Raw genomic sequence first — 22,449 nt, 5'->3', positions numbered from 1 at the left:
GTCTCCTAGCGTGTGGCGAGCCCCGATCCTACGGGCGCGGAGACGATGCGCGTCGGCACCGAGGCTGTCGCGTCGGCCATGTCGGCACCGGTGTGGCTATGACCTGGGGGCCGGTTCGGCGGGCCTGATCCAGTAGAACAGCGCGAGTGCGACCGCGGCGCCGATCGTGATGGCCAGCGCCGTCAACCCGGGGATCTGGTCGTCGGCGTTCACCCCGCCCGCGGGCCAGTTGCGCAGGCGGGTGGGGATGGCCCACAGGATCGACGGCAGATACAGCGCACCGAGGGCGAGCACCGCGCTCGGCAGATAACTCACCCGCACCGAGGCGAAGCCGTAGCCGGCGACGGCGGCGAGCAACCCGGTGCCGATCATCCAGGTGACAGTCCAGCCGAAATTATCGGTGAACAGCGAGAAGACCGCGATCGCGGCCGCACCGAGCAGCACCGGCCACGGCGACGGCCGCGCCAGCCCGGCCAGCACGGTGACCACGACCACCGCGATCACCACCAGCAGGTTCCAGCCGAGGCTCGGCGCGTCACCGAGCGAGTCGGCCACGGCGGCCAGGCTGACCGCGAGCAGCACGGCGGCGCCGTCACGATCGGGGAGCAACAGGGCGGTGACGAAGGCGGCGGCGACGGTGAGGACCACCGCGAGCCCCACCTGCGCGGTGCTGGCGCGTCGTCCGTCGAATTCGCTCGAGAGCCATTCGGTGGTGAGCAGCAGGGTCAGCGCGAGCAGGGTGGTCGCGATGATCGGGGAGATCGGCAGGTCGGCGGCCAGCCGGGGCGGGGCGCCCAGGATGACACCGTGCTGGTGCCGCGCGGTGTTCACCGCGAGCAGGACCAGGGCGAACAGCACCAGCCACGTGGGGCTGTGCGCGGACTTGTCGGCCTGGGCCGAATTCGAGGTGAAGATCGCGACCACCTCGCCGTAGACGAACACCACGATCGTTCCGACCGCGAAACCGACCGCGGGCCAGCGCATCCGCAACGAGCAGATCCCGAGCGCGCCGTAGGCCGCGCCGCCGCAGATGCTGTCGATGTAGTTCTGGGTGGTCAGCACATCGGCCGAGGTCATCAGGGTGCCGATGTAGTAGTTCACGGCCAGTGCCGCCGTCGCGCAGGTGGCGGTGAGCCAGACCAGCCCGGGCCGGGTGAGCGGGCGGACGAGCACCGCGACGACCACCGCGACGATGAGCCCGAGCGCGGCGGCCCGGGGAACGCTGTTGACCAGGCTGGTGACCCGGTACGGCGAATCGAGCGACGAGGCGGCGGTGGTGCGGAACGTGAACGGCAGGAACAGCGCCATGCCCGCGACCGCGGCACCCGCGAACGCTGTCACCGCATCCAGACCATCACCGATCCTGGGCACGGTTCCGACGATACCGGCGAAACACGCACCACCTGGGAAATCAGCCCCCGGGGCGGTTCATCCCCGGTTGCGCGCGTACTCCCGCAGCGATTCGACCTGCGCGGGGTCGAGCGAGGGGCGCACGGTACGGCGGGCGGTCGCCACGTCCTCGGCGGTGACATCGGCGGCGGCCATATCGCGGCGCAGCGCCGTGAGGGCGGCCTCGCGCAGCAGGGCGGCGCAGTCGGCGGCGGAGTAACCGTCGAGGTCGTCGGCGAGGGCGGCCAGGTCGACGTCGTCGGCCAGTGGCACCGAGCGACCGGCGGTGCGCAGGATGTCGAGGCGCGCGGCCGCGTCGGGCGGCGGGACGAACACCAGCCGTTCCAGCCTGCCCGGGCGCAGCAGGGCGGGGTCGATGAGTTCGGGCCGGTTGGTCGCGCCGAGTACCACCACATCGCGCAGCGGCTCCACCCCGTCGAGTTCGGTGAGCAGGGCGGCGACCACCCGGTCCGACACTCCCGAGTCGCTGCTCTGTCCCCGGCGCGGGGCGAGCGCGTCGACCTCGTCGAGGAAGATCAGCGACGGCGCCGAATCGCGGGCCCGCTGGAACAGTTCGCGCACCGCGCGCTCCGACGAACCGACCCACTTGTCCATCAGCTCAGCGCCTTTCACCGCGTGCACACTGAGCTGGCCGGTCCCGGCAAGGGCCCGGACCAGGAAGGTCTTGCCGCAACCGGGCGGCCCGTAGAGCAGTACGCCGCGCGGCGGCTCGATGCCGAGCCGGGCGAACGAGTCGGGGTGGCGCAGCGGCCACAGCACCGCCTCGGTGAGTGCCTGTTTGGTTTCCACCATGTCGCCCACGTCGTCGAGATCGAGGGAGCCGATGGCCAATTCCTCGGTGCCGGAACGCGACAGCGGCCGGATGACGTCGAGCGCGCCGACGAGGTCGTCCTGGGTGAGTTCCGGTTCGGCCTGTTCCCGGCTGGCCCGACCGGCCGCGCGCACTGCCGCCTCCCGGCACACCGCGGCGAGGTCGGCGACGACGAAACCCGGTGTGCGCGAAGCGATCACATCGAGGTCGAGCTTGCCCGACGGCACCTTGCGCAGCAGCTGTTCGAGCAGCGCGCGGCGCACGAGGGCGGTCGGCAGCGGCAGCGCCAGCTCGCGGTCGCACAGATCCGGTGCCCGCAGCCGCGAATCCACCTGTGCCGGATGCGCGGTGGTGGCCAGCAGCGCGACCCGTGGCGCGCGGACGGCGGCGCGCAACTGGTCGAGGATGAGGGTGGCGACCGGGTCGGCCTCCAGCGGCAGCAGCGCGTCGATATCGGTGACGATCAGCACCCCGCCCTGGCCGGTGGCGATATCGGCGACCGCCGCGGCGACCTCACGCAACCGCGCGCCGCTCTCGCTCGCCCCGACGCTCGGCCCGTCGAGTACGACGACCCGGCGTGGCGCGGCGACCGCTTCGGCGAGGGTCGCTTTGCCCACGCCCGCGGGACCGGTGATCAGCACGCCGAGATGTGCCGGTGCGCCGAGGACTTTCAGCAGTTCCGGTTCGTCGAGCGCCAGACTCAGCCATTCGGCGAGCTTGGCCGCCTGGCTCTGCACGCCCGCCAGATCCTCCACCGGCACCGGCTCGCTGACCGTACTCACCGTCGGCGCCTCGAGCGGGGTGTCGACGGCGCTGCCGTCGCGTTCCAGCGCGTGCTGCACCGCCGCCGCACCGCTGCCCCAGCCCACCGCCGAATTCGGCTGCACACTCACCGGACCCGGCCGGGGATCGATCGCGGTGACCGTGAGCAGTTCGGTGGTCCAGGCGATCCCGAATGTGCGCGCCAGCGCCTGAGTTGTCGCCGCGGAGCTGATGTCGGGGCCGAGGTCGCGTGGCAGCAGCGACACCGTGTCGCCGACGGTGACCACCTTGCCGAGCAGGGCCTGGCGCAGCGTCGCCGCCGGAATGCTCGCCATCGCCTGCGCCGAACCGCTCAGCGAGATCTGCTTGGCGCCGAACACCGTCACCGGGGCGACGGTCACCGCCGCGTTCTCCCGCAGCCCGACATTCGACAGGGTCACATCGTCGAGCAGGGCGACGCCGGGCGGGTTGCCCGCAGGCGCCTTGGCCACCACCGCGGCCGTGCGTCGCGCGCCGATCAGCGCGATACCGTCCCATTCCCGCAGGCCGAGCGCCGTGAGCGTCTCCGGATGCAGACGAACCACCCCGCGACGGGCGTCGGCGGCCGAGGGATTGAGACGAGCGGTCAGCGAAAGTTCAGCCACCGTGCCATTCTGCCCGCTGCCCGGACCGAACGCTGTGGACGATCAGCGATCGATTGGCTCATCCCAAGGTCGGAGTCTGTACGCTGCACCCGACGCGCCGGACGTGCCGGCGCCGCGATCCACCGGGGAAACCAGCAGATGAACCGAATCTCTTCCGTCGTCGCGACTGCCGGGGCACTCACCCTGATCCTGGCAGGCTGCGGTTCCGCCGACGATGCCACCGACGCCTCCGGCCTGCGCAAGGGCACGCCCGCGAGCACCACCGCACCGGCCACGACCACGTCCAAGGCGGCCGCGAGCGGTTCGCAGGTCACCTGCTCGGAATTCAAGTCGCTCGACAACGACGCGCAGACGCGGGTCATCGAGCAGATCCTGGCCGACAACCCCGGCGGTCCGTTCGAGGGGAGCCCGAACGTAGCGCTAGGCACCGCCAAGCTGGTGTGCCTGGCACCGGGGAATGCCGACAAGACGGTGGCCGAGGCCGCCGGCATGACGCCATGACCTCAGTGGATCAGTGACTGCCAGTTCTCGGGAACCCGGCCCGCCGGGCCCGGAGCGGGCTGATCGGCGGGATGACTGGTCGGCGCCGCGAGTTCGGGTCCGCCCTCGTACATCTCGTTGGTCGCGAAGTTCCAGAACCAGTCCTCACCGGGCTCGTAACTCTGCATGAACGGGTGACCGGTGCTGCCGTAGTGCCGGGTGGCGTGCTGGCTGGGGGAGCTGTCACAGCAACCGATGTGCCCGCACTGCGCGCACCGGCGCAGGTGCACCCACCAGCCCCCGGCTTCGGTGCACTCGGCACACCCGGGCCCGCTAGGGGGCACCGTTGGATCGATTCCTTCTGGCATTCGCTGACCTCCGTTTCCAGGCGGCTGGCGCCGCGGGGTTCTCGGCGTGCTTGGAACCCTACGACCCGGCGGGTGTCTGCTGCGCGGGTTGCAGGGGCAGGCGCACGGTGAACCGCGTGTCGCCGGGAACGGAATCGACGCGGATGTCGCCGTCGTGTTTGTTCACCACGATGCGGAACGAGATGTCCAGGCCGAGACCGGTGCCCTCACCGACCGGTTTGGTCGTGAAGAACGGTTCGAAGATGCGGTTGCGCGACTCCTCGGGGATCCCGGGACCCGTATCGCCGATTTCGACTGCCACACAATCGTTCTCACGATAGGTGCGCACGGTGAGAGTGCCCTCGCCGCCCATCGCGTAGACCGCGTTGTCGATCAGATTCGTCCACACCTGGTTGAGTTCGGCGGCGAAGCACGGCACCGGCGGCAGGGCGCGGTCGTAGTCCTTGACCACCCGCACACCGTCACCGAGCTTGCGGTTGAGCATCACCAGGGTGGAATCGAGCAGCTCGTGCAGGTCGGCGACCTGGTACGGCGCCCGGTCCATCTGCGAGTACTGCTTGGCCGCGCCGACGAGAGTGGAGATGCGGCCGGTGGAGTCGACGATCTCGTTCAGCAGCAGCTCGGTCTCGATGGTGTAGTTCAGCCAGCGCACCGCGCCCTCGAACACGTCGGCATGGCAGGCCTGCAGGGTCGCCTTCACCCCTTCGAGCCAGTCGACGTCGAGACCGGCCTGCACGAAGGTGGGCGCCAGGTTCCAGCCGTCGGCGATGCCCTCGTCGGTGAACCAGTCGGCGAGGGCGTCCTCGCGGTCGGCCGCCTCGAGCGGCGACAGATCCGGCGCCTTGGCCACCTGCTCGGCGGCCTGTTCCTGCAGCTCCACCAGGTGCACGAGGGCTTCGGTCGGGAACTTGCCCTCGGCCATCATCTTGAGCTTGTGCCGCATCCCGGCCACCCGCTCACGCAACCCGGCGGTGGCGCGCACGGCAGCGGCGGCGGGATTGTTGAGCTCGTGGGTGAGCCCCGCCGACAGCGAACCGAGCGCGACGAGCCGCTCGCGCTCGGCGATGCGCTGATTGGACCGCCGCCCACCGAAGAACGCGCCCTCGAGCAGGTGCACCGCCATCGGGAACCACGCGTGCATCATCCGGGAGAAGTCGGCCGCGTCGAGTACCAGGAACCGGGAGCGGCGCAGCACATACATCGACCCGTTGTAGTTCGGCTCGGCCTTGTCGCCCAGGTACGCCGTCCACGCGCCCGCGTACACACCGCGCTGGTCGGTGCGGTTGGTTTCCACCTCCACCCCGCCCGAGAGCTTGGTGAGCTTCACCTCGCCGTCGATGAGCACGTAGAAGCAGGTCGCTGGTTGGCCCTCGAGGAACACCGGCCCCGGGTCGACGTATTCGATGCGACCGGCCGCGCACAGCTCGGAAAGCTGTGCGTCGTCGAGCTTTTCGAACAGGAACAGAGTTCGCAGTTCTTCGGGATCACAGACCGACATCACGCCTCCTACGACAGGTACCGGTGCACGAACATCACGGCCATGGCGCCTTCGCCGACCGCCGAGGCGACCCGCTTGGCCGACTCGGCGTGCACGTCACCGGCCACGAACACCCCGGGCACGCTGGTTTCGAGGTGGTGCGGTGGGCGCGGCAGCTCCCAGCCCGCCGGGCGCGCGCCGTCGACGAGCAGGTCGGGGCCTGCCAACACGTAACCGGCGTCGTCTCGGGCGACGACACCGTCGAGCCAGCCGGTCTGCGGTGCGGCGCCGATGAACAGGAACAGTCGTTGCGCGTCGACCTTGTCCTCGGTGCCGTTGCGGTTGTCGCGCAGGATGATCCGTTCCAGGTGCTGGTCGCCGTCGGCGCCGGCCACTTCGGTTTCGGTGTGCACGGTGATGTTCGGGATCTGCGCGATCTGCTGGATCAGGTAGTGCGACATCGACTTCTCCAGTGAGTCGCCACGCACCACCAGGTGCACGCCACGCGCATGCCGCGACAGGAACACCGCGGCCTGCCCGGCGGAGTTCGCGCCGCCCACGATGTACACCTCCTGCTCGGCGCATTCGGTGGCCTCGGTCATCGCCGAGCCGTAATACACGCCGCGCCCGGTGAATTCGTCGACACCCGGTGCCGGATGACGTCGGTAGTCCACGCCGGTGGCGATGAGAACCGTGTGCGCGCACAGTGATCCGCCGTCGGCGAAGCGCACGGTGCGCGCCGAGCCGTTCACCTCCAGGCCCACGACCTCGCGGGTGGTGACGATCTCGGCTCCGAACTTGGCAGCCTGCCTGCGTGCGCGGTCGGCCAGTTGCGCGCCCGAAAGCCCGTCGGGGAAACCGAGATAGTTCTCGATGCGTGAGCTCTGCCCGGCCTGCCCGCCGGTCGCGGTGCGTTCCACCAGCACGGTGCGCAAACCCTCGGACGCGCCGTAGACGGCGGCGCCGAGTCCGGCCGGACCACCGCCGACGACGATCAGGTCATAGAACTCGTCGCTGGCCTGCACGGTGAGACCGCAGCTTTCGGCGAGTTCGCTGTCGGTCGGCTGGATCAATGCCTCGCCCGCCTGGGTGATGACCACCGGACACGACTGCGGGTCGGCGCCCGCCGCCTCGAGCAGCCGGGCGCCCTCGGGTTCGTCGCGCGGGTACCAGCGGTACGGCAACTGGTTGCGCGCCAGGAACTCTCGCACCTGCGAGGATCGCGGCGACCAGCGGTCACCGACCACCTTGGTCTCGTAGACGGGCCGCTGTTCGGCGCTGCGCCAGGCGTCGAGGAGTCCGTCGATCACCGGATACAGCTTCTCCTCCGGCGGGTCCCACGGCTTGAGCAGGTAGTGGTCGAGGTCGACGACGTTGATCGCGTTGATCGCCGCGTCGGTGTCGGCGTAGGCGGTGAGCAATACGCGGCGTGCGTAGGGGTGCAGGTCCATCGCCTGCTCGAGGAATTCGATGCCGTCCATACCCGGCATGCGGTAGTCGGCGATCAGCACGGCCACCGGTTGACCGCGCAGCTTCATCTCACGCAGGGCCTCGAGTGCCTGCGGACCCGATTCGGCGCGCAGAATGCGGTAGTCGGCGCCGAAGCGGCGGCGCAGGTCGCGCACCACCGCCCTCGAAACGCCGGGATCGTCGTCGACGCTCAGAATGACCGGTTTGGTCATGGCGGGATTGCTCACCCCGCAAGTATCCCCCGTGCGCGGAATCAGAGCTGGCGCTGCAGTACCAAGTCGAGTTCGCTGGGGGTGAGTAGGCGTTCGAGGCGTTCGTCGCGTTTGCGGCGGGTGAAGGCACTGCGCAGGGCGAAGCTGTCGTCCGGCTCGATGGTGGGGAGCAGCGGAACCTCGTTGATGTGCCTGCGTGGCAGGAGTGAGCGCAGTTTCACGGCCGATCACCTCGGGGTCGACGACGGGTATGCCGGGCGGCTGAGCCTCTTCGATCAGCTACTTCGATTAGCGAAGAGTTTGCCAGCATGTCCGAGTTGGTGCAAGCGGGACGGGGCGGACACAGCCGAGAGGCCGGTCGGTGACCTGCTTCGGTGCAGGTCACCGCCGTCGTGGTGGGATTTGCCGAGTCAGGACTTCCAGGCGGGCATGGTGACCACCTGTGCGGCATAGGACAACCCGGCGCCGAAGGCGATGAGCAGGGCCGTGTCGCCCGGCTTCGATTCACCCTTGCGCAGCAACGCCTCCATGGCCAGCGGGATCGAGGCTGCCGAGGTGTTGCCCGCCTCCTCGATGTCGTTGGCGAGCGCGCAGCTCTCCGGCAGCTTCAGCACCCGCGCCATGATCTCGATGATGCGACCGTTGGCCTGGTGCGGGATCATCGCGTCGAGTTCGTCGGTGGTCAGGCCCGCGCGATCGATCGCCTCCCGGCACACCTTCTCCAGCGAGTGCGCCGCCCAGCGGAACACCGCCGTGCCCTCCATCGTGAGATAGGGCCGCACCGCCTCGACGCCCTTCTCCTCGATCTCGGCGAAGAACTCCATCCAGTCCTTGCTCTGGCGGATGGCGTGGTGCTGGGTGCCGTCCGAACCCCACACCGTCGGCCCGATGCCCTGCTCCGGTGCGGGCCCGACGATCACCGCGCCCGCGCCGTCGGCGAACAGGAAGGCGGTGGAGCGATCGGTGAAATCGATGGTGTCGGTGAGCTTTTCGACGCCGATCACCAGCACGTGCTGGGAGGTGCCCGCGCGCACGAGGTCCGAGGCCATGCCGACGGCGTGACAGAAACCGGCACAGCCCGCGGAGATGTCGAAGGCGGCGGCGCCGGTCATGTCCAGGTCGGTGGCGATGCGCGGCCCGATGGCCGGGGTGAGCAGCAGGTGGGTGGACGTCGCGACGATGACGCAGTCGACCTGATCGGCGGCGACACCCGCGGCGGCCATCGCGTCACGCGCGGCGGCAACGCTCATGGACTGCACGGTCTCGGAGTCCGAGGCGAAGCGGCGGGTCTTGATGCCGGATCGGGTCTGGATCCACTCGTCGCTCGAGTTGATCGGGCCCGCGACCTCGTCGTTGGTGACCACCCGGGCGGGGCGGTACACGCCCAGCCCGAGGATCGCGGTGTGCTCCGCGCCAGTCGTCTGGGCGATTCGAGCAGCCATGCGTATCTCCTCTGTACCTGGCAACCTGCGGGTTGCACCGCTGGGTGTACCTGAAGCATCGAAATCTGTCCCTCATCGCCCGTGACCCCTACGTGGACAACATGTGAACGCGTAGACATGAGGCGTCCTCATATTAGCGCGAAAATCTGTCCGAAGAGTGTCGATTGTCACAAGAGGCGAGGGGTATAACTGTGAGACGAGGCGATAGCTAGCCGACCCTTCGAGGGAACGAGGTACACAATGCTCGGACTCGGGATCATTGGTTGGATCATCATCGGCGGACTCGCCGGATGGATAGCCAGCAAGTTCATGAAGACCGACGCCCAGCAGGGCATCCTGCTCAACATCGTCGTCGGTATCGTCGGCGGTCTGCTCGGCGGCTTCATCCTGAAGCTGTTCGGCGTCGACGTCGAGGGCGCGGGCTGGATCTTCAGCTTCATCACCTGTCTGGCCGGTGCCTGCCTGCTGTTGTTCCTGGTCGGACTCTTCACCGGGCGCAGATCAGTGCACTGACGGCCACTGCGGGCGACGGGCTTCCCGTAAGGTGTGATCGCTGTTGTCATCACACGAAAGAGGGAGCCCGTGGCACGCCGCCCCACCCCGCCCGGCACGCCCGAGACCACCGGCGTCGGCCATGTCGTCGACCTGGTCCGGGCCGCTGTACCTCCGCTGCACCCCGCAGGCCTGCCGTTCGTGGCGGCGCCGCTGGCGGTGGCGGTCGTCGGCGGACGCAACAAGTGGGTTCGGCGGGCCGGTTTAGCCGCCGCGGCGGCCTGCGCAGCCTTCTTCCGGCACCCGCACCGGGTGCCGCCCAACCGCGCGGGCATCGTCGTCGCACCCGCCGACGGTGAGATCGCCCTCGTCGACACGGCCGTGCCGCCCGCCGAACTCGGCCTGGGTGAGCAGCCGTTGCCGCGGGTGAGCATCTTCCTGTCCGTGCTCGACGTGCACGTGCAGCGCGTGCCCGTGTCCGGCACCGTGCGCGAGGTGTTGCACCAGCCGGGCAAATTCCTCTCCGCCGACCTGGCCGAGGCCTCCGACGCCAACGAGCGCAACAGCATGCTCATCGAGACGGCCGAGGGCAAGCAGGTCGTCGTCGTGCAGATCGCGGGGCTGCTCGCGCGCCGCATCGTCTGCGACGCCCGCGTCGGCGATCAGCTCACCATCGGTGACACCTACGGACTCATCCGGTTCGGTTCCCGCGTGGACACCTATTTCCCGGCGGGCACCGAACTGCTGGTGACCCCCGGTCAGCGCACGATCGGAGCCGAAACCGTGCTGGCTGTGCTGGGATGATCGAACAGGCGCATTCGGCTCGCCGCCGTCGGCCGCGTTCGGTCCGGTTGCTGCCGAGCATCGTCACCATCCTCGCGCTGTGCTCGGGGTTGTCGGCGGTGAAGTTCGGGCTCGACGGTGAACTCGGCATCGCGCTGGCCATGGTCGGTGCCGCCGCCGTGCTCGACACCCTCGACGGCCGCTTGGCGCGCATGCTCGACGCCACCTCCAAGATGGGCGCCGAACTCGACTCGCTCTCCGACGCCATCTCCTTCGGCGTCGCACCCGCGCTCGTCCTCTACGTCACGCTGCTCGACGGGTACAGCGCGGGCTGGATCATCGCCCTGATGTACGCGGTGAGCCTGGTGCTCCGCCTGGCCAGGTTCAACACCTTGCTCGACGACGATTCCCGCCCGAACTGGGCGCGTGAGTACTTCACCGGTGTGCCCGCGCCCGCGGGCGCCCTGATCGCGCTGGTCCCGATCGCGCTGAAGGTGCAGTTCGGCGACGGCTGGTGGGACAGCTTCACCTTCGTCGCCGTGTGGACCACCTTCGCCGCGCTGCTGTGCGTGAGCACCATCCCGACGCTCGCCATGAAGTCGGTGTCGGTGGCACCGCAGGCCGCTGCCGGTCTGCTGGTGCTCGTCGCGGTCGCGGCCGCGCTGCTGGTGACCTACCCGATCGTGCTGCTGCTGATCCTCGTCGCGCTGTACCTCGGTCACATCCCCTTCGCCTGGCGCTCGGCGCGCTGGGTGGCGGCGCGACCGGAGACCTGGCAGCACAAACCCGCCGAGCGGCGAGCCCAGCGGCGGGCGCAGCGGCGGATGCCGCAGATCCGTCGTCCGGCGATTCGCGGGTCGGCGCGGTTGCGGTTACGTCGTCCGCGCGAGGACTAGCTCCCCGGCGAGACGCCGCCCACATCCTGCTGATCGCCGGGCTGGGTGGGCGGTACCGTAGCGCCACTACGGCAAGGGAGCGCGGGTGGAATCGGACGGGATCACGGAGTTCTCGCGGCACAGGTCCAGGCTGTTCGCGCTTGCCTACCGCATGTTCGGTGCCGCGAGTGAGGCCGAGGACGTGGTTCAGGAGACCTACCTGCGCTGGGCAGCCGCCGACCAGGCCGCGATCAAGAATGCCGAAGCCTGGCTGACGACGGTCACCGTGAACCTGTGCCGCACCGAGCTGGCGTCAGCGCGTGCCCGGCGCGAAACCTACGTCGGCCCGTGGTTGCCCGAGCCGGTGCCCTCCGGGGAATTCGGTCCGCTGGAAACCGTCGAGGAACGCGAATCGGTATCGCTGGCGCTGCTCACCGCGATGGAACGGCTCAACCCGGTGGAGCGTGCGGTGTTCGTGCTGCGCGAGGCGTTCGGCTACCCGCACGCCGAGATCGCGGCGATGCTCGACCTCACCGAGGCCAACTCGCAGCAGATCCTGCACCGGGCCACCACCCGGGTGCGCGGCGGGAAGCGGCGCTACCCGGCGCCGAACGAGCAGGTACGTGCCCTGTTCGAGCGATTCATGTCCGCCGCCGCCACCGGTGATGTCGCCGGTCTGCGCGCCATGCTCGCCGCCGACGTGGTGAGCATGGCCGACGGCGGCGGCAAGGTGACCGCCGCCCGCCGCCCGGTCACCGGCGCCGACCAGGTGTCGCGCTACCTCGTCGGACTCACCAAGTTCCTCACCCCGGCAACGACTTTCGCCTTCGACGAGGTGAACGGCGAGCTGGCGTTGATCGTGCGGGCCGACGGCGTGCAGGCCAGTTCGGTCATGTTCTTCGAGGTCGACGACGCGGGCCTGGTCGATGAGGTGCTCATCGTGGTGAACCCGGACAAACTGGACCGATTCGCGGTGTGAGCCGGATCACCGGCACGACCTGTCAGAAAAGCGGGGGCTGTCCGGTCTGGAGGGTGTCGGCACATCGAGAGGAGCCACACCATGACCGGTCAGCATCGGATCGTCGTTCTCGGCGCGGGGTACGCGGGTCTCGCGGCGGCCCGCCGTCTGGCCCGCACATCGCGTGACACGACGATCACCGTGGTCGATTCCCGCGCCGAGTTCGTCGAGCGCGTGCGGTTGCACCAGGAGGCGGCGGGGCAGCGAATCAAGCGCTGGGAGCTGCGGAAGTTGTTGGAGCGCAAAGGGGCAGAGTTCGTTCAGGCGAGGATCTCGGGTCTCGACCCGGTGACCAAGCAGGTTCACCTCGAGGAGCTTGCCGGCTCACCGGAAGGCGCTGGTCATCGGCCCTCGAACATCGGTGAATGGTCACTCGCATACGACACGTTGGTCTACGCGCTCGGTAGCGCGGCCGATCGGTCGGGCGCGCCGGGCGTGGCCGAATACGCGCGGTCTGTCGCGACGCCCGAGGATGTGCGTGCCCTGCCCGAGGGGCGGGTCATTGTGGTCGGCTCCGGGTCGACGGGCATCGAGCTGGCAGCGGAACTCGCCGAATCGCAACGGTATTCGGCGGTGACGCTGCTCGGCGCCGATGAGCCGGGCGCCTGGCTGTCGGCGCGGGCCGTCGAGAGCATTCGTGCCACGCTCACCAGGCTCGGGGTGGAGATCCGGTCGTCGGCGAAGGTCGTCGAGGTGCTGCCGACGGGTGTGCGACTGGCCGACGGGACCGTCGTCGAGGCCGAATCTGTTGTGTGGACAGCGGGTTTCACCGTTCCCGACCTCGCTCGCCGCGCGGGCCTCGCGGTCGACGAACACGGCCGCATCCGCACCGACGCGACCTTGCGCTCGATCTCCCACCCGAACATCTACGCCGCCGGTGACGCGGCGCTGATGGCGGGTCCGGGCGACCGCCCGCTCCGAATGGCCTGTGCCACCGCGATTCCTACCGGTGGATATGTTGCCCGCGCGATCGTCGCCCGAGCCGAGGGGGTCGAGCCGGAGCCGATGACCTTCAGCTACCACCTCCAGTGCCTGAGCCTCGGCCGCCGCGATGCCGTCATCCAGGTGCTCAACGCCGACGACACCCCGGGAGCCCGCGTGATTCGCGGACGCACCGGTGCACTGGTGAAGGAACTGATCGTGCGCGGCGCCGGGATGACAGTCGGCCTGCGCTGACAGCTCCCGCCGCTCAGGTCTCCTTGGGTCGGGCGCTTCGGCGCGCGGCGCGTCTTACTGCCGCGGTGAGCTGCCCGGCCCACGGGGCGAGGGCGATCAGGGTGAGCACCGTGAGCCACGGGAGGCGCCACCACCAGCGCAATTCGTAGGTGGCAGACGGTGGTTCGGCGGTCAGGAGCCGGGCTGTCGACGACCACGCGACGAAGGCATCGCCGATCGGAACAAGGCCGAGCGCATAGCGTTTCGAGCCGGGCAGGTCGATCGGCAGGCCGAGCAGTTCGCCTTCGGCGGCCAAGGCGCGGGCCAGGGTGCCGTCACCGTTGACGCGGGCGGCACCCTGGGCGACCACCGTGGCCGATAGGCTCACCCCCGCGATCAGCGGCCCCGAATCCACGTCGCCGCTGCCCTCCGCCCCTTTCGGGTACTCGCGAAGTGCGGGACCGAAACTGCCTGGGTAAGTCACGAATCGGTCGCGATACAGCGCGTATTGCGCCTGGGCGAATGCCGGGTCGATCTCGGGCAGGAATCGATGGATCACCGTTTGCGAGGTCGCCCTCGAACCTTCGACCAGCGTGCCGTCCGAAGGGGAAACCTGGTGGGGGAGCAGCCCTGTGGACGGATCGAGCCGCGCCTCGGCTTGGTTCACCCAGCGTTCGATCACCGCCGAATACCGCGCACCGAAAAGCTTGTCGTGCAACCGCAACGAGGCGATGGCGACGGTCGAGTCCACCGGCCACGCCTGCCCGCGATACGCCTGCAGAAACGGTGTCTCCGACGCCGCGAATACCTGCGCGATCTCCTCGGCTTGCGCGGAAAAGCGTTGTACTGCAACCGGATCAGAGCGGCCGAGAGTCAGGATCGCCCCGCGCAACCAATTCGTCCACCCCGCCCAGAAGATCCCGTACGCGGGTTGCAATTGCGGATCGAATACCGCCCGCCCCTCCTCGGTCTCCATTCGTGCCAGGGCCCACCGTGATTCGCGCACCGCCTCGTCACGGAGATCGGAATCGGCATGCGCCGCCTGCACCCAGCTGAGTCCGTAGAGCACGTTCGAGAACAGATGCCCTTCCGGAAACAGTTGCTGCGCTTCGGAATCGGAGCCGTCGTCCAATGCCGAACGCAGAAACGCCAGCTGCCGTTCCGTGGCACCGGGTATCTCCCCGATGCCCGGTTGCGAAAACAGGAAACGACCCGCCGCGACCAGGCAAACCATCGTCACCAGCACGCCCGCGCAGCGCAGGCCCCGCCCCAGGATTCTCCCCATGCCCACACTCTGCCACCGATTTGACCGTCAACTAGTGGTTGACGCGTAGGTGATCGTCAACTTAGAGTTGACGCATGAGCACACCGAACATCCGCCTCGACGATCTGATCGACGGCATCAAGAAGGCCCGTCCCGACAACGTCCTCGAACAGCTCACCGACGCCGTCGTCGTCGGTAACCACATGGGCGAGGTCGCCGACCACCTCATCGGCCACTTCGTGGACCAGGCTCGCCGCTCCGGCGCCTCCTGGACCGAGATCGGCGCCAGCATGGGCGTCAGCAAGCAGGCCGCGCAGAAGCGCTTCGTCCCCAAGCAGCCCGGCGACGCCGCCGCGATGGACCCGCAGGCCGGGTTCGCCAAGTTCACCCCGCGGGCGCGGCAGGTCGTCGTCGACGCGCAGGAGTCGGCGCGGGCGGCGAACAACGACCAGATCACCCTCGGCCATCTGATCCTGGCCCTGATCGGTCAGCGAGAAGGTCTCGCGGCCAAGGAAATCGAGGCCAGGGGTGTCGAACTCGACGCTGTTCGCGCGGCGGCCACCGCGGGGCTACCCGGTGCCGCCGACGAGGTGCCCGCGCTCATCCCGTTCGACGGGGAAACCAAGAAGGTGCTGGAACTGACGTTTCGCGAGGCACTTCGCCTCGGCCACAACTACATCGGCACCGAGCACATCCTGCTCGCGCTGCTCGAGCACGAGAACGGCTCGGGTGTGCTCAGTGACCTCGGCCTGGACAAGGCTGTTGTAGAAGCCGAACTCGTCGAACTGCTGAGCCAGTTCCTCGCCGCGCAGGAAGAATCCTGATCCCGTCGCCTCCGGCGCGGCGGTTCGTGCCGGAGGCGACCTTGCACTCTCGTGACTCGAGTGCTAAAAATGGCCTTGGCACTCACGTCTGTTGAGTGCCAGGTCGGGACGGTGAGATCGGGTTCCATCGACACCCTCGGTCGTCCGTCGCGGGCACCGCACCTGGCCAGCGTACTTGGGGACGATCCAACCTGTGGTCGTCTCGTGTGTCAGCCATAGACATGTGGAGGATCTCAACGCAATGGCCAAGACAATTGCGTACGACGAAGAGGCCCGTCGCGGTCTCGAGCGGGGTCTGAACGCCCTCGCCGACGCTGTCAAGGTGACGCTGGGCCCGAAGGGTCGCAACGTCGTGCTCGAGAAGAAGTGGGGCGCCCCCACGATCACCAACGATGGTGTTTCCATCGCCAAGGAGATCGACCTCGAGGACCCGTACGAGAAGATCGGCGCCGAGCTGGTCAAGGAAGTCGCCAAGAAGACGGACGACGTCGCCGGCGACGGTACGACCACCGCTACCGTGCTCGCCCAGGCGCTCGTGCGTGAAGGTCTGCGCAACGTCGCGGCCGGCGCGAACCCGCTGGGCCTGAAGCGCGGCATCGAGAAGGCCGTCGAGGCCGTCACCGCTCGTCTGCTCGACTCCGCCAAGGAGATCGACACCAAGGAGCAGATCGCCGCCACCGCGGGTATCTCCGCTGGTGACCCGGCCATCGGCCAGCTCATCGCCGAGGCGATGGACAAGGTCGGCAAGGAAGGTGTCATCACCGTCGAGGAGAGCAACACCTTCGGGCTCCAGCTGGAGCTCACCGAGGGTATGCGCTTCGACAAGGGCTACATCTCCGGTTACTTCGTCACCGACCCCGAGCGTCAGGAAGCGGTCCTCGAGGACCCGTACATCCTGCTCGTGTCGTCGAAGATCTCGACCGTCAAGGACCTGCTGCCGCTGCTGGAGAAGGTCATCCAGGCCGGCAAGCCGCTGCTGATCATCGCCGAGGACGTCGAGGGCGAAGCCCTGTCGACCCTGGTCGTGAACAAGATCCGTGGCACCTTCAAGTCCGTCGCCGTCAAGGCCCCGGGCTTCGGTGACCGTCGCAAGGCCCAGCTGGCCGACATCGCCATCCTCACCGGTGGCGAGGTCATCAGCGAAGAGGTCGGCCTGTCGCTGGAGACCGCCGGTCTCGAGCTGCTCGGCCAGGCGCGCAAGGTCGTCGTCACCAAGGACGAGACCACCATCGTCGAGGGCGCGGGCGACGCGGAGGCCATCAAGGGCCGCGTGGCGCAGATCCGCACCGAGATCGAGAACTCGGACTCGGACTACGACCGTGAGAAGCTGCAGGAACGTCTGGCCAAGCTGGCCGGCGGCGTCGCGGTGATCAAGGCCGGTGCCGCCACCGAGGTCGAGCTCAAGGAGCGCAAGCACCGCATCGAAGATGCCGTGCGCAACGCCAAGGCCGCCGTCGAAGAGGGCATCGTCGCCGGTGGTGGCGTGGCCCTGCTGCAGTCGGCGCCCGCACTGGACGACCTGAAGCTGACCGGTGACGAAGCCACCGGTGCCAACATCGTGCGCGTCGCGCTGTCGGCCCCGCTGAAGCAGATCGCCTTCAACGCCGGCCTCGAGCCCGGCGTGGTCGCCGAGAAGGTCTCGAACCTGCCCGCGGGTTCCGGCCTGAACGCCGACTCCGGCGAGTACGAGGACCTGCTGGCCGCCGGCGTCGCCGACCCGGTCAAGGTCACCCGTTCGGCCCTGCAGAACGCGGCCTCCATCGCGGCCCTGTTCCTCACCACCGAGGCCGTCGTCGCCGACAAGCCGGAAAAGGCGGCCCCCGCGGCCGACCCCACCGGCGGCATGGGCGGCATGGACTTCTGATCCCCTGATCAGCAGTTCTACAAGTCCACGAAGGCCGGTCCACTCTCGAGTGGACCGGCCTTCGGTCTGTCCGACAGGGATTTCTCGAGCTATGACATGGGGCCTGCCGATGCGTGTTCCCACCCTGAAGTACGGCGGCGGCTATTCGGACACGTTTTACTTCGACAACGTGATGGACTGGATCAAGATCGGCATCCGGCGAGTAGTCAGGCGCAACCGATGAGCAGGCGAAGGCAAACGCCGATCGTGCCTGCGGGCAGTCCGATCTAGCCGACGGGCGTCAGGCGGAGGCGTTCGGCTAGTTCGTTGAAGATGTAGAAGTTGGGGATGGTGTTGACGGGGGCCAGGGACATCCACATGCCTGCGACTTTGAGGCGGATGTGGCCGCTGCGGGCGTCGATGAGTTGGATGTTGGTCCAGGGGAAGGGTTCGCCCTTGTAGGTGAGGGCGTCGAGGGAGAGGCCGAGGTCGCCGAATTCGACGGTTTCGCCGTTGTCGATGGCGGTGACGGCGAGGGGGAGTTGGGTTGCGGTGACGGCGGATTGGATGGCGCGTGCCCATTCGCGGGCGCGGGCGAATCCCTCCTCGTCGATTTCGGCGCGGCCCGCGGGACCGGTGAGTTCGAGGCGGTAGACGACGGGAACCGTGTCGTGGAAGGGGATTTCCTCCTGCCGCACCTCGGTGGTGTCCCACCGGAATCCGGCGACGCGCTGACCCGAGTGGTACACCGTGACCCCGTATTCGAACAGGTCGATGCGGGCGGCGCGGTTCTGCCGGTTGATGATTCCGCGCCGGAAGGCGAGCATCACCGGGACCGCCGCGATCATGAGCAACGCGACGGCACCGGGCCACGCGCCGACGATCAGGCAGATCACCCCGATGAACGCGATGCAGCCCGCGACGATGCCACACCCGCGCACGAAGGTGTCGTCGGCCGGAGTGGCCAGGAAGGTGTCGCGGTGCGCACCGAGCTGCTGGTACTCCGCCATGAGGTGTATCAGCTGGGTCAGCGGCACGGGGTGGCGAGCCTCGGCTGCGGTCTCCGGCCTGTTCGGAGTGATCACTTGTCCCTCCATGAGGCGTTTCATCCGCGGCGAAGCGTATTCGACCGGCGCAGATAACGCCACCTGTAGGTCGCTCGGAATCCGGCCACGACCGGCCTGGACACACTCCATACGCATGCGTATGGTTTGAGCAGGGGCACCGCTGAGAGGTTGGATGAATGATCCGCAACATTCACGAGCGAACAATTCAGGCACCGGCCGCACAGGTCGGCGAACTGCTCGACAAAGTGGCGATTGCGGGAAACCCGTTGTGGCCCAGCGAGAAATGGCCGCCGCTGGAGCTGGACGGCCCACTGGCCGAAGGCGCGACAGGCGGCCACGGCTCCACTCTCTACACCTGCACCGCCTACCGCCCAGGTGAATTCGTCGAGTTCACCTTCACGCCCGGTTTCCTGCTCGAAGGCATCCACACCTTCGAGGTGATCGGCAAAGGCACGTCGAGCGCTCTGCGCCATGTGATCTCGGCCGAAACCCGAGGCGTATCGGGTTTGCTCGGTTGGCATCTCGCGATCCGACCGTTGCACGACGCCTTGCTGGAGGAACTGCTCGACAACGCCGAAACCGCGGTCGGCGCCCCGCCCGCACCGTACCGATGGCCGCTGCGCGCCCGGCTGCTCTACTGGACCTTCGTCAAGCTCGGCCTCGACTGACTACACCAGCCGTTCGAGAATCGAATCGACCAATTCGCCGGTGGCGGGCAGGCTTTCGGGCGACACCCGCGCCAGCTGATTGATCCCGTGATAGATACCGACGGCCACCGCCGCCCGCGTATCCGCCTGCTCAGCGGCCACTCCGAGCAGACGCAACTGCGCGGCCACGTACTCGATCCGCCGCGCCGCGACCCGTCGCATGGCCGCGGCGACCGCGGGCTGGTCGATGGCGGCCAGCAACGCCAGTTCCTCACGGCCCTCGGTGGCGTAGTCGATGACATCGGTGAACAGCACCCGCAGCCGCTGCGCGGGGTCGGTGAGTTTCTCCAGCGCGGCGATCACCGCGTCGGTGCCCTCGCGTTCCCAATGCGCGAGGACGGCGTCGACGAGGGCCGGGCGGTCCTTGAAATGCCAGTAGAAGCTGCCCTTGGTGGCGCCGAGACGTTTGGCGAGCGGCTCGACGGCCACACCGACCAGACCGTTCTCACCGAGGGCGACGATCGCGGCGGCGACCCAGTCGTCGGCACTGAGCCTGCGAGCGGAGGGTGACTTCACAGCCATACGCTATCGAATGGCCGCGCTAGGCTCGAGTGGTGGAGTTTCTCGACGAAGGCGCGGGCCCGGCGATCGTGTGCGTGCACGGGATCCCGGGTTCGGTCGACTGGTTCGGCGCGGCCGCCGAGCGGCTGACTCCCCGTTTCCGGGTGATCCGGGTGGACCTTCGCGACGCTCCGGAGGACTTCGCCGCCCCGGCCAGATCGGCGCCCATCGCGGCCCTGCTCGCAGAGCTCGACCTGTCCGACGTGACGGTGATCGGCCATTCGTTCGGCGCGGAGATCGCCCTCGAGCTGGCAACGCTGCCCCGTGTGACACGGGCGGTGGTGGTCGGGCAGAGCCCGGACTACACGGCCGCGCGGATCCCGGGGTTCGCCCGGTGGGTGGTCCGTCCGTGGTCGGCTCGGCTCGCGCAGCGGTGGACGCCGGGTTTCGTGATCCGCCAAGGCAATCGGACCTTGTTCGCACCGCGGTTCCGCTACGCGTCGGTGCCCGGTCTCGCGGAGGCGGTCGTGCGCGACTTCCGGTCGGCGGCGCCGACGGGCCTGGCCTATGCCGTCGGCGCCCGCGCCGACGACTTCGCCGCCCGGCCGCTCGATGCCAGGGTGGCGGCGCTGGACGTACCGGTGCTCGCCGTGCACGGCCGCCACGACCACCTCTACGACGCCACCGCCACCCTCGCCCGATTCGCCGCCGCCGGGGCGCGCACGCATCTGGTCGAGCACGCCGGGCATTCCCCGCAGGTCGAACAACCGGACGAATTCGTCACTGTGCTGGAGGAATTCGTGCGGTCAGAACCCGTCGATCGCTGAAACCACGAACGGCCCCGGCTTCTCGTCGTTGCCCATCGGTCCGCCCTTGTCGAATTGCGACGACACGATCAGCGCCCGGTCCCCGGAGTGCACCATCGTGGTGGGGATGCTCAGTGCCGGATCGTGGAATTCGCGTTCCCGCGTGGCCGCGCCGCCGTGGTCGGTGACGGTCCAGCGACTGATGGTGTTGTCGGTGTTGTGCACCACCCACAGTGTGTCGCCGCGCAGTTCCAGGCCGTCGCCGTTGCGCACGGTGCCGCCGGTCAATGCCACCTTGCGAATCGGGTCGGCGCCGGTGAGGTCGATCCGGTACAGCTCGCCCGCCGACATCGCGACGACGAGCAGGTAGGCGCCTGCCTCCTCGGCGACGATTCCGTTGAGCTCGAAGGTCTTCGGATCGCGTGGCCCGAGGACCGGTGCGAGGTCGGCGGCGACGGTCAGCTCGCCCCGGCCTGCCGCGGCGTTCGCGAGGGTGGCGCGGTAGACGACATTGCGGATGCTGTCGGTGAGGTAGGCGCTGCCGTCGGCGCCGAAGGCGAGGTCGTTGACGAAGCGCGGGCGGTCGTCCGGGACGTCGAACCGGGCGAGCAGGGCACGAGAACCGGTGTCGTACACCATGACTCCCGCGGTCGAGTCGATCACCCACAGTCTGCCGTCGCGGTCCACCCGTAGTCCGTTGGTTGTCTTGCGGCCGTCGGCGCCTGCCGGGAGGAACACCTCGGCCGTCGCCGCGTCCGCTCCCGCGCGGAAGACGGTGCCGTCGGCGTAGGAGCCGACGTAGCTGGTTCCGGTGCGTGGATCGAGCGCGATGCCCTCGGGGTAGACGGCCGCGCCGGGCAGTCCATATGCGGTGCTCAGGACCGGTGACGGGGCCGGGTCGTCGGTGCCGCAGGCGGTGAGGGCGAGGCAGGCGACGGCCATCGCGAGGGTCCTGATCATGATTTAGCCTCTCGTTCATGTAACGCAACACCTCATAGAACGAGCAGAAATGTAGATTAGAGTTCTAATGTTCGTCAAGGGTGATACTTCGAAATGGGCGGATACCATGCAGCCATGACGTCCATGCCCTCGACCGAGAGGCTGGGCACGTTTCTCAAGCGTGCCGAGCAAGCCATGATCGCGGCGAAAACAGCCGCGCTCAAACCGGTCGGGCTGACGGTTCCACAGTTCAGCGCACTGATGTACCTCGCCGAGAACCCAGGCATCTCGGCTGCCGCCCTTGCCCGGCTGGCGGGGGTGACGCCGCCGACGATGAACACCGTCCTGACCAATCTGGTGGACCGTGGCCTGGTCGAACGCTCACCGCACGAGTGGCACAGGAATGTCCTCGAGACGCGGCTGACCGAGGCGGGCCGGGAAGTCACCCAGGCGGCCGACGCACGCGCGATCGCGGTGGAACGCGCCGCGGCCGCCCACTTCACCGCCGAGGAGTTCGCCACGCTGACCGCGTTGCTGACCCGCACGGCACAGGCTTTCGAGGAAGCCCGCCAGGATCTTTCGTAGCAAACGCGGAGAGCCCGCCGGAGGGGTCCGGCGGGCTCTCTGGGGCGAGCGGGTCAGCGTTCGGCCGCGGCCTTGATCTTGCGCAACGTCTCGTGCATACCCGAGACGAGATCGGCCTCGAACTTCTCCTCGCCGCCGGCGAGCTTGATCACCGGGCCCATCCAGCCGGGAATTCCCTTGGGGTCGAGGGTGCGTCGCTCCACGAGGCGGGTGCCCGCGGCGGTCGGCGCGAGCTCGTAGCTCCACACGGTGTGGTTCTCGTTCATCCGGAACGCCAGCGCGGTGTTGGGGACGAACCGCACGATGCGCGAACTGGTCGGCCAGACCTTCCAGCCGTCGCGGTTGAAGTTGATGGTGCGCGCCCCTTCGCGAACCCCGCCGATCGCCAGCATCTTGACCGTGGTCGGGCTGAACTCCGACATCCGGTTCAGGTCCGCGAGAATCGACCAGACCTTCTCCGGCGATGCGGCGATGTCGATACTTGCTTCGAGATTGTTCGGCAACGGTGCCTCCG

The 22,449-nt window shown here is 68.5% G+C and carries 24 protein-coding genes; 12 read left to right on the top strand and 12 right to left on the bottom strand.

Going from position 1 to position 22,449, the window contains the following annotated elements; all coding sequences use genetic code 11:
• Window positions 1–96: 96 nt before the first annotated feature.
• Entirely contained in the window at window positions 97–1,371 is a 1,275-nt protein-coding gene (locus AB0I19_RS18855) for a hypothetical protein (protein ID WP_357150313.1), read from the bottom strand.
• A 57-nt stretch (window positions 1,372–1,428) separates the two neighbouring features.
• Window positions 1,429–3,627: an AAA family ATPase gene (locus tag AB0I19_RS18850; RefSeq protein WP_357150312.1), complete on the bottom strand. Its 2,199-nt coding sequence runs from the start codon at window positions 3,625–3,627 to the stop codon at window positions 1,429–1,431.
• Between the two features lie 138 nt (window positions 3,628–3,765).
• Between AB0I19_RS18850 and AB0I19_RS18845 the strand changes: the two genes are divergently transcribed.
• Window positions 3,766–4,128 carry a hypothetical protein gene (locus AB0I19_RS18845; RefSeq protein WP_357150311.1) on the top strand — a complete coding sequence of 121 codons (363 nt, stop codon included), beginning with the start codon at window positions 3,766–3,768 and terminating at the stop codon, window positions 4,126–4,128.
• A gap of 2 nt (window positions 4,129–4,130) precedes the next feature.
• Here AB0I19_RS18845 and AB0I19_RS18840 read toward each other — a convergent pair whose 3' ends face one another.
• From AB0I19_RS18840 to AB0I19_RS18820, 5 genes are all read right to left on the bottom strand, one after another.
• Window positions 4,131–4,475: a UBP-type zinc finger domain-containing protein gene (locus AB0I19_RS18840; protein ID WP_357150310.1), complete on the bottom strand. Its 345-nt coding sequence runs from the start codon at window positions 4,473–4,475 to the stop codon at window positions 4,131–4,133.
• A 58-nt stretch (window positions 4,476–4,533) separates the two neighbouring features.
• Complete coding sequence (locus AB0I19_RS18835) at window positions 4,534–5,973, bottom strand: ATP-binding protein (RefSeq protein ID WP_357150309.1); 1,440 nt, start codon at window positions 5,971–5,973, stop codon at window positions 4,534–4,536.
• 8 nt (window positions 5,974–5,981) lie between these two features.
• Window positions 5,982–7,649, bottom strand: coding sequence for an FAD-dependent oxidoreductase (locus AB0I19_RS18830; RefSeq protein WP_357150308.1), 1,668 nt, complete (start codon window positions 7,647–7,649; stop codon window positions 5,982–5,984).
• 26 nt (window positions 7,650–7,675) lie between these two features.
• The gene (locus tag AB0I19_RS18825; protein ID WP_067642018.1) at window positions 7,676–7,855 is read right to left on the bottom strand and encodes a hypothetical protein; all 180 of its coding nucleotides are present in this window, start codon (window positions 7,853–7,855) and stop codon (window positions 7,676–7,678) included.
• Between the two features lie 189 nt (window positions 7,856–8,044).
• A complete protein-coding gene (locus tag AB0I19_RS18820) occupies window positions 8,045–9,076 on the bottom strand; it encodes a beta-ketoacyl-ACP synthase III (RefSeq protein WP_357150307.1) in 1,032 nt (343 codons plus the stop codon).
• Window positions 9,077–9,316: 240 nt separating this feature from the next.
• Here AB0I19_RS18820 and AB0I19_RS18815 point away from each other — a divergent pair, with 240 nt between their 5' ends.
• The 5 genes from AB0I19_RS18815 to AB0I19_RS18795 all read left to right on the top strand — a co-directional run bounded on the left by AB0I19_RS18815 (window position 9,317) and on the right by AB0I19_RS18795 (window position 13,420).
• Entirely contained in the window at window positions 9,317–9,589 is a 273-nt protein-coding gene (locus tag AB0I19_RS18815) for a GlsB/YeaQ/YmgE family stress response membrane protein (protein WP_067642016.1), read from the top strand.
• 69 nt (window positions 9,590–9,658) lie between these two features.
• Entirely contained in the window at window positions 9,659–10,372 is a 714-nt protein-coding gene (locus AB0I19_RS18810; protein ID WP_067484619.1) for a phosphatidylserine decarboxylase, read from the top strand.
• Window positions 10,369–11,247 carry a phosphatidylcholine/phosphatidylserine synthase gene (locus AB0I19_RS18805; RefSeq protein WP_067484621.1) on the top strand — a complete coding sequence of 293 codons (879 nt, stop codon included), beginning with the start codon at window positions 10,369–10,371 and terminating at the stop codon, window positions 11,245–11,247. The genes AB0I19_RS18810 and AB0I19_RS18805 overlap by 4 nt, the downstream gene beginning before the upstream one ends.
• Window positions 11,248–11,332: 85 nt before the next feature.
• On the top strand, window positions 11,333–12,205 hold the full coding sequence (locus tag AB0I19_RS18800; protein ID WP_357150306.1) for an RNA polymerase sigma-70 factor: 873 nt from the start codon (window positions 11,333–11,335) through the stop codon (window positions 12,203–12,205).
• Between the two features lie 81 nt (window positions 12,206–12,286).
• Window positions 12,287–13,420, top strand: a complete 1,134-nt coding sequence (locus AB0I19_RS18795) for an FAD-dependent oxidoreductase (RefSeq protein WP_357150305.1) — start codon at window positions 12,287–12,289, stop codon at window positions 13,418–13,420.
• A gap of 13 nt (window positions 13,421–13,433) precedes the next feature.
• On the opposite strand, the gene AB0I19_RS18790 is transcribed toward AB0I19_RS18795, so the two are convergent.
• Window positions 13,434–14,684, bottom strand: coding sequence for a hypothetical protein (locus AB0I19_RS18790; RefSeq protein WP_357150304.1), 1,251 nt, complete (start codon window positions 14,682–14,684; stop codon window positions 13,434–13,436).
• Window positions 14,685–14,758: 74 nt separating this feature from the next.
• Here AB0I19_RS18790 and AB0I19_RS18785 point away from each other — a divergent pair, with 74 nt between their 5' ends.
• From AB0I19_RS18785 to AB0I19_RS18775, 3 genes are all read left to right on the top strand, one after another.
• A complete protein-coding gene (locus AB0I19_RS18785; RefSeq protein WP_357150303.1) occupies window positions 14,759–15,487 on the top strand; it encodes a Clp protease N-terminal domain-containing protein in 729 nt (242 codons plus the stop codon).
• 241 nt (window positions 15,488–15,728) lie between these two features.
• On the top strand, window positions 15,729–17,351 hold the full coding sequence (groL, locus tag AB0I19_RS18780) for a chaperonin GroEL (RefSeq protein ID WP_357150302.1): 1,623 nt from the start codon (window positions 15,729–15,731) through the stop codon (window positions 17,349–17,351).
• A 91-nt stretch (window positions 17,352–17,442) separates the two neighbouring features.
• On the top strand, window positions 17,443–17,574 hold the full coding sequence (locus tag AB0I19_RS18775) for a hypothetical protein (RefSeq protein WP_357150301.1): 132 nt from the start codon (window positions 17,443–17,445) through the stop codon (window positions 17,572–17,574).
• A gap of 43 nt (window positions 17,575–17,617) precedes the next feature.
• Here the strand turns inward: AB0I19_RS18775 and AB0I19_RS18770 are convergent, their stop codons facing one another.
• Window positions 17,618–18,415, bottom strand: a complete 798-nt coding sequence (locus AB0I19_RS18770) for a DUF6585 family protein (protein ID WP_357150300.1) — start codon at window positions 18,413–18,415, stop codon at window positions 17,618–17,620.
• Window positions 18,416–18,573: 158 nt separating this feature from the next.
• Here AB0I19_RS18770 and AB0I19_RS18765 point away from each other — a divergent pair, with 158 nt between their 5' ends.
• The gene (locus tag AB0I19_RS18765) at window positions 18,574–19,065 is read left to right on the top strand and encodes a hypothetical protein (RefSeq protein WP_357150299.1); all 492 of its coding nucleotides are present in this window, start codon (window positions 18,574–18,576) and stop codon (window positions 19,063–19,065) included.
• Here AB0I19_RS18765 and AB0I19_RS18760 read toward each other — a convergent pair whose 3' ends face one another.
• Window positions 19,066–19,620, bottom strand: coding sequence for a TetR/AcrR family transcriptional regulator (locus tag AB0I19_RS18760; RefSeq protein WP_357150298.1), 555 nt, complete (start codon window positions 19,618–19,620; stop codon window positions 19,066–19,068).
• 38 nt (window positions 19,621–19,658) lie between these two features.
• Between AB0I19_RS18760 and AB0I19_RS18755 the strand changes: the two genes are divergently transcribed.
• Window positions 19,659–20,432, top strand: a complete 774-nt coding sequence (locus AB0I19_RS18755; protein WP_357150297.1) for an alpha/beta hydrolase — start codon at window positions 19,659–19,661, stop codon at window positions 20,430–20,432.
• Here AB0I19_RS18755 and AB0I19_RS18750 read toward each other — a convergent pair.
• On the bottom strand, window positions 20,412–21,371 hold the full coding sequence (locus AB0I19_RS18750; RefSeq protein ID WP_357150296.1) for a superoxide dismutase: 960 nt from the start codon (window positions 21,369–21,371) through the stop codon (window positions 20,412–20,414). The two genes, AB0I19_RS18755 and AB0I19_RS18750, sit on opposite strands and share 21 nt — an antisense overlap.
• A 114-nt stretch (window positions 21,372–21,485) precedes the next feature.
• On the opposite strand from AB0I19_RS18750, the gene AB0I19_RS18745 reads away from it, so the two are divergent.
• Window positions 21,486–21,935, top strand: coding sequence for a MarR family transcriptional regulator (locus AB0I19_RS18745; RefSeq protein WP_357150295.1), 450 nt, complete (start codon window positions 21,486–21,488; stop codon window positions 21,933–21,935).
• 53 nt (window positions 21,936–21,988) lie between these two features.
• On the opposite strand, the gene AB0I19_RS18740 is transcribed toward AB0I19_RS18745, so the two are convergent.
• Window positions 21,989–22,438 (bottom strand): SRPBCC family protein, encoded by a 450-nt coding sequence (locus AB0I19_RS18740; RefSeq protein WP_067484645.1) that lies wholly within the window; start codon window positions 22,436–22,438, stop codon window positions 21,989–21,991.
• Window positions 22,439–22,449: the final 11 nt, after the last annotated feature.

The sequence above is a fragment of the Nocardia sp. NPDC050413 genome, from assembly GCF_040655475.1.
Classification (GTDB): Bacteria; Actinomycetota; Actinomycetes; order Mycobacteriales; family Mycobacteriaceae; genus Nocardia; species Nocardia coubleae.
The sequence above is the reverse complement of the archived record's forward strand: the minus strand, read 5'-3'. Positions and strand labels throughout refer to the sequence as shown.

Coding starts and splice junctions, on each gene's coding strand:
- AB0I19_RS18845 (WP_357150311.1), top strand. CDS start 3,766: ATGAACCGAATCTCTTCCGTCGTCGCGACTGCCGGGGCACTCACCCTG.
- AB0I19_RS18840 (WP_357150310.1), bottom strand. CDS start 4,475: ATGCCAGAAGGAATCGATCCAACGGTGCCCCCTAGCGGGCCCGGGTGT.
- AB0I19_RS18835 (WP_357150309.1), bottom strand. CDS start 5,973: ATGTCGGTCTGTGATCCCGAAGAACTGCGAACTCTGTTCCTGTTCGAA.
- AB0I19_RS18820 (WP_357150307.1), bottom strand. CDS start 9,076: ATGGCTGCTCGAATCGCCCAGACGACTGGCGCGGAGCACACCGCGATC.
- AB0I19_RS18815 (WP_067642016.1), top strand. CDS start 9,317: ATGCTCGGACTCGGGATCATTGGTTGGATCATCATCGGCGGACTCGCC.
- AB0I19_RS18805 (WP_067484621.1), top strand. CDS start 10,369: ATGATCGAACAGGCGCATTCGGCTCGCCGCCGTCGGCCGCGTTCGGTC.
- AB0I19_RS18795 (WP_357150305.1), top strand. CDS start 12,287: ATGACCGGTCAGCATCGGATCGTCGTTCTCGGCGCGGGGTACGCGGGT.
- AB0I19_RS18790 (WP_357150304.1), bottom strand. CDS start 14,684: ATGGGGAGAATCCTGGGGCGGGGCCTGCGCTGCGCGGGCGTGCTGGTG.
- AB0I19_RS18785 (WP_357150303.1), top strand. CDS start 14,759: ATGAGCACACCGAACATCCGCCTCGACGATCTGATCGACGGCATCAAG.
- groL (WP_357150302.1), top strand. CDS start 15,729: ATGGCCAAGACAATTGCGTACGACGAAGAGGCCCGTCGCGGTCTCGAG.
- AB0I19_RS18775 (WP_357150301.1), top strand. CDS start 17,443: ATGACATGGGGCCTGCCGATGCGTGTTCCCACCCTGAAGTACGGCGGC.
- AB0I19_RS18765 (WP_357150299.1), top strand. CDS start 18,574: ATGATCCGCAACATTCACGAGCGAACAATTCAGGCACCGGCCGCACAG.
- AB0I19_RS18750 (WP_357150296.1), bottom strand. CDS start 21,371: ATGATCAGGACCCTCGCGATGGCCGTCGCCTGCCTCGCCCTCACCGCC.
- AB0I19_RS18745 (WP_357150295.1), top strand. CDS start 21,486: ATGACGTCCATGCCCTCGACCGAGAGGCTGGGCACGTTTCTCAAGCGT.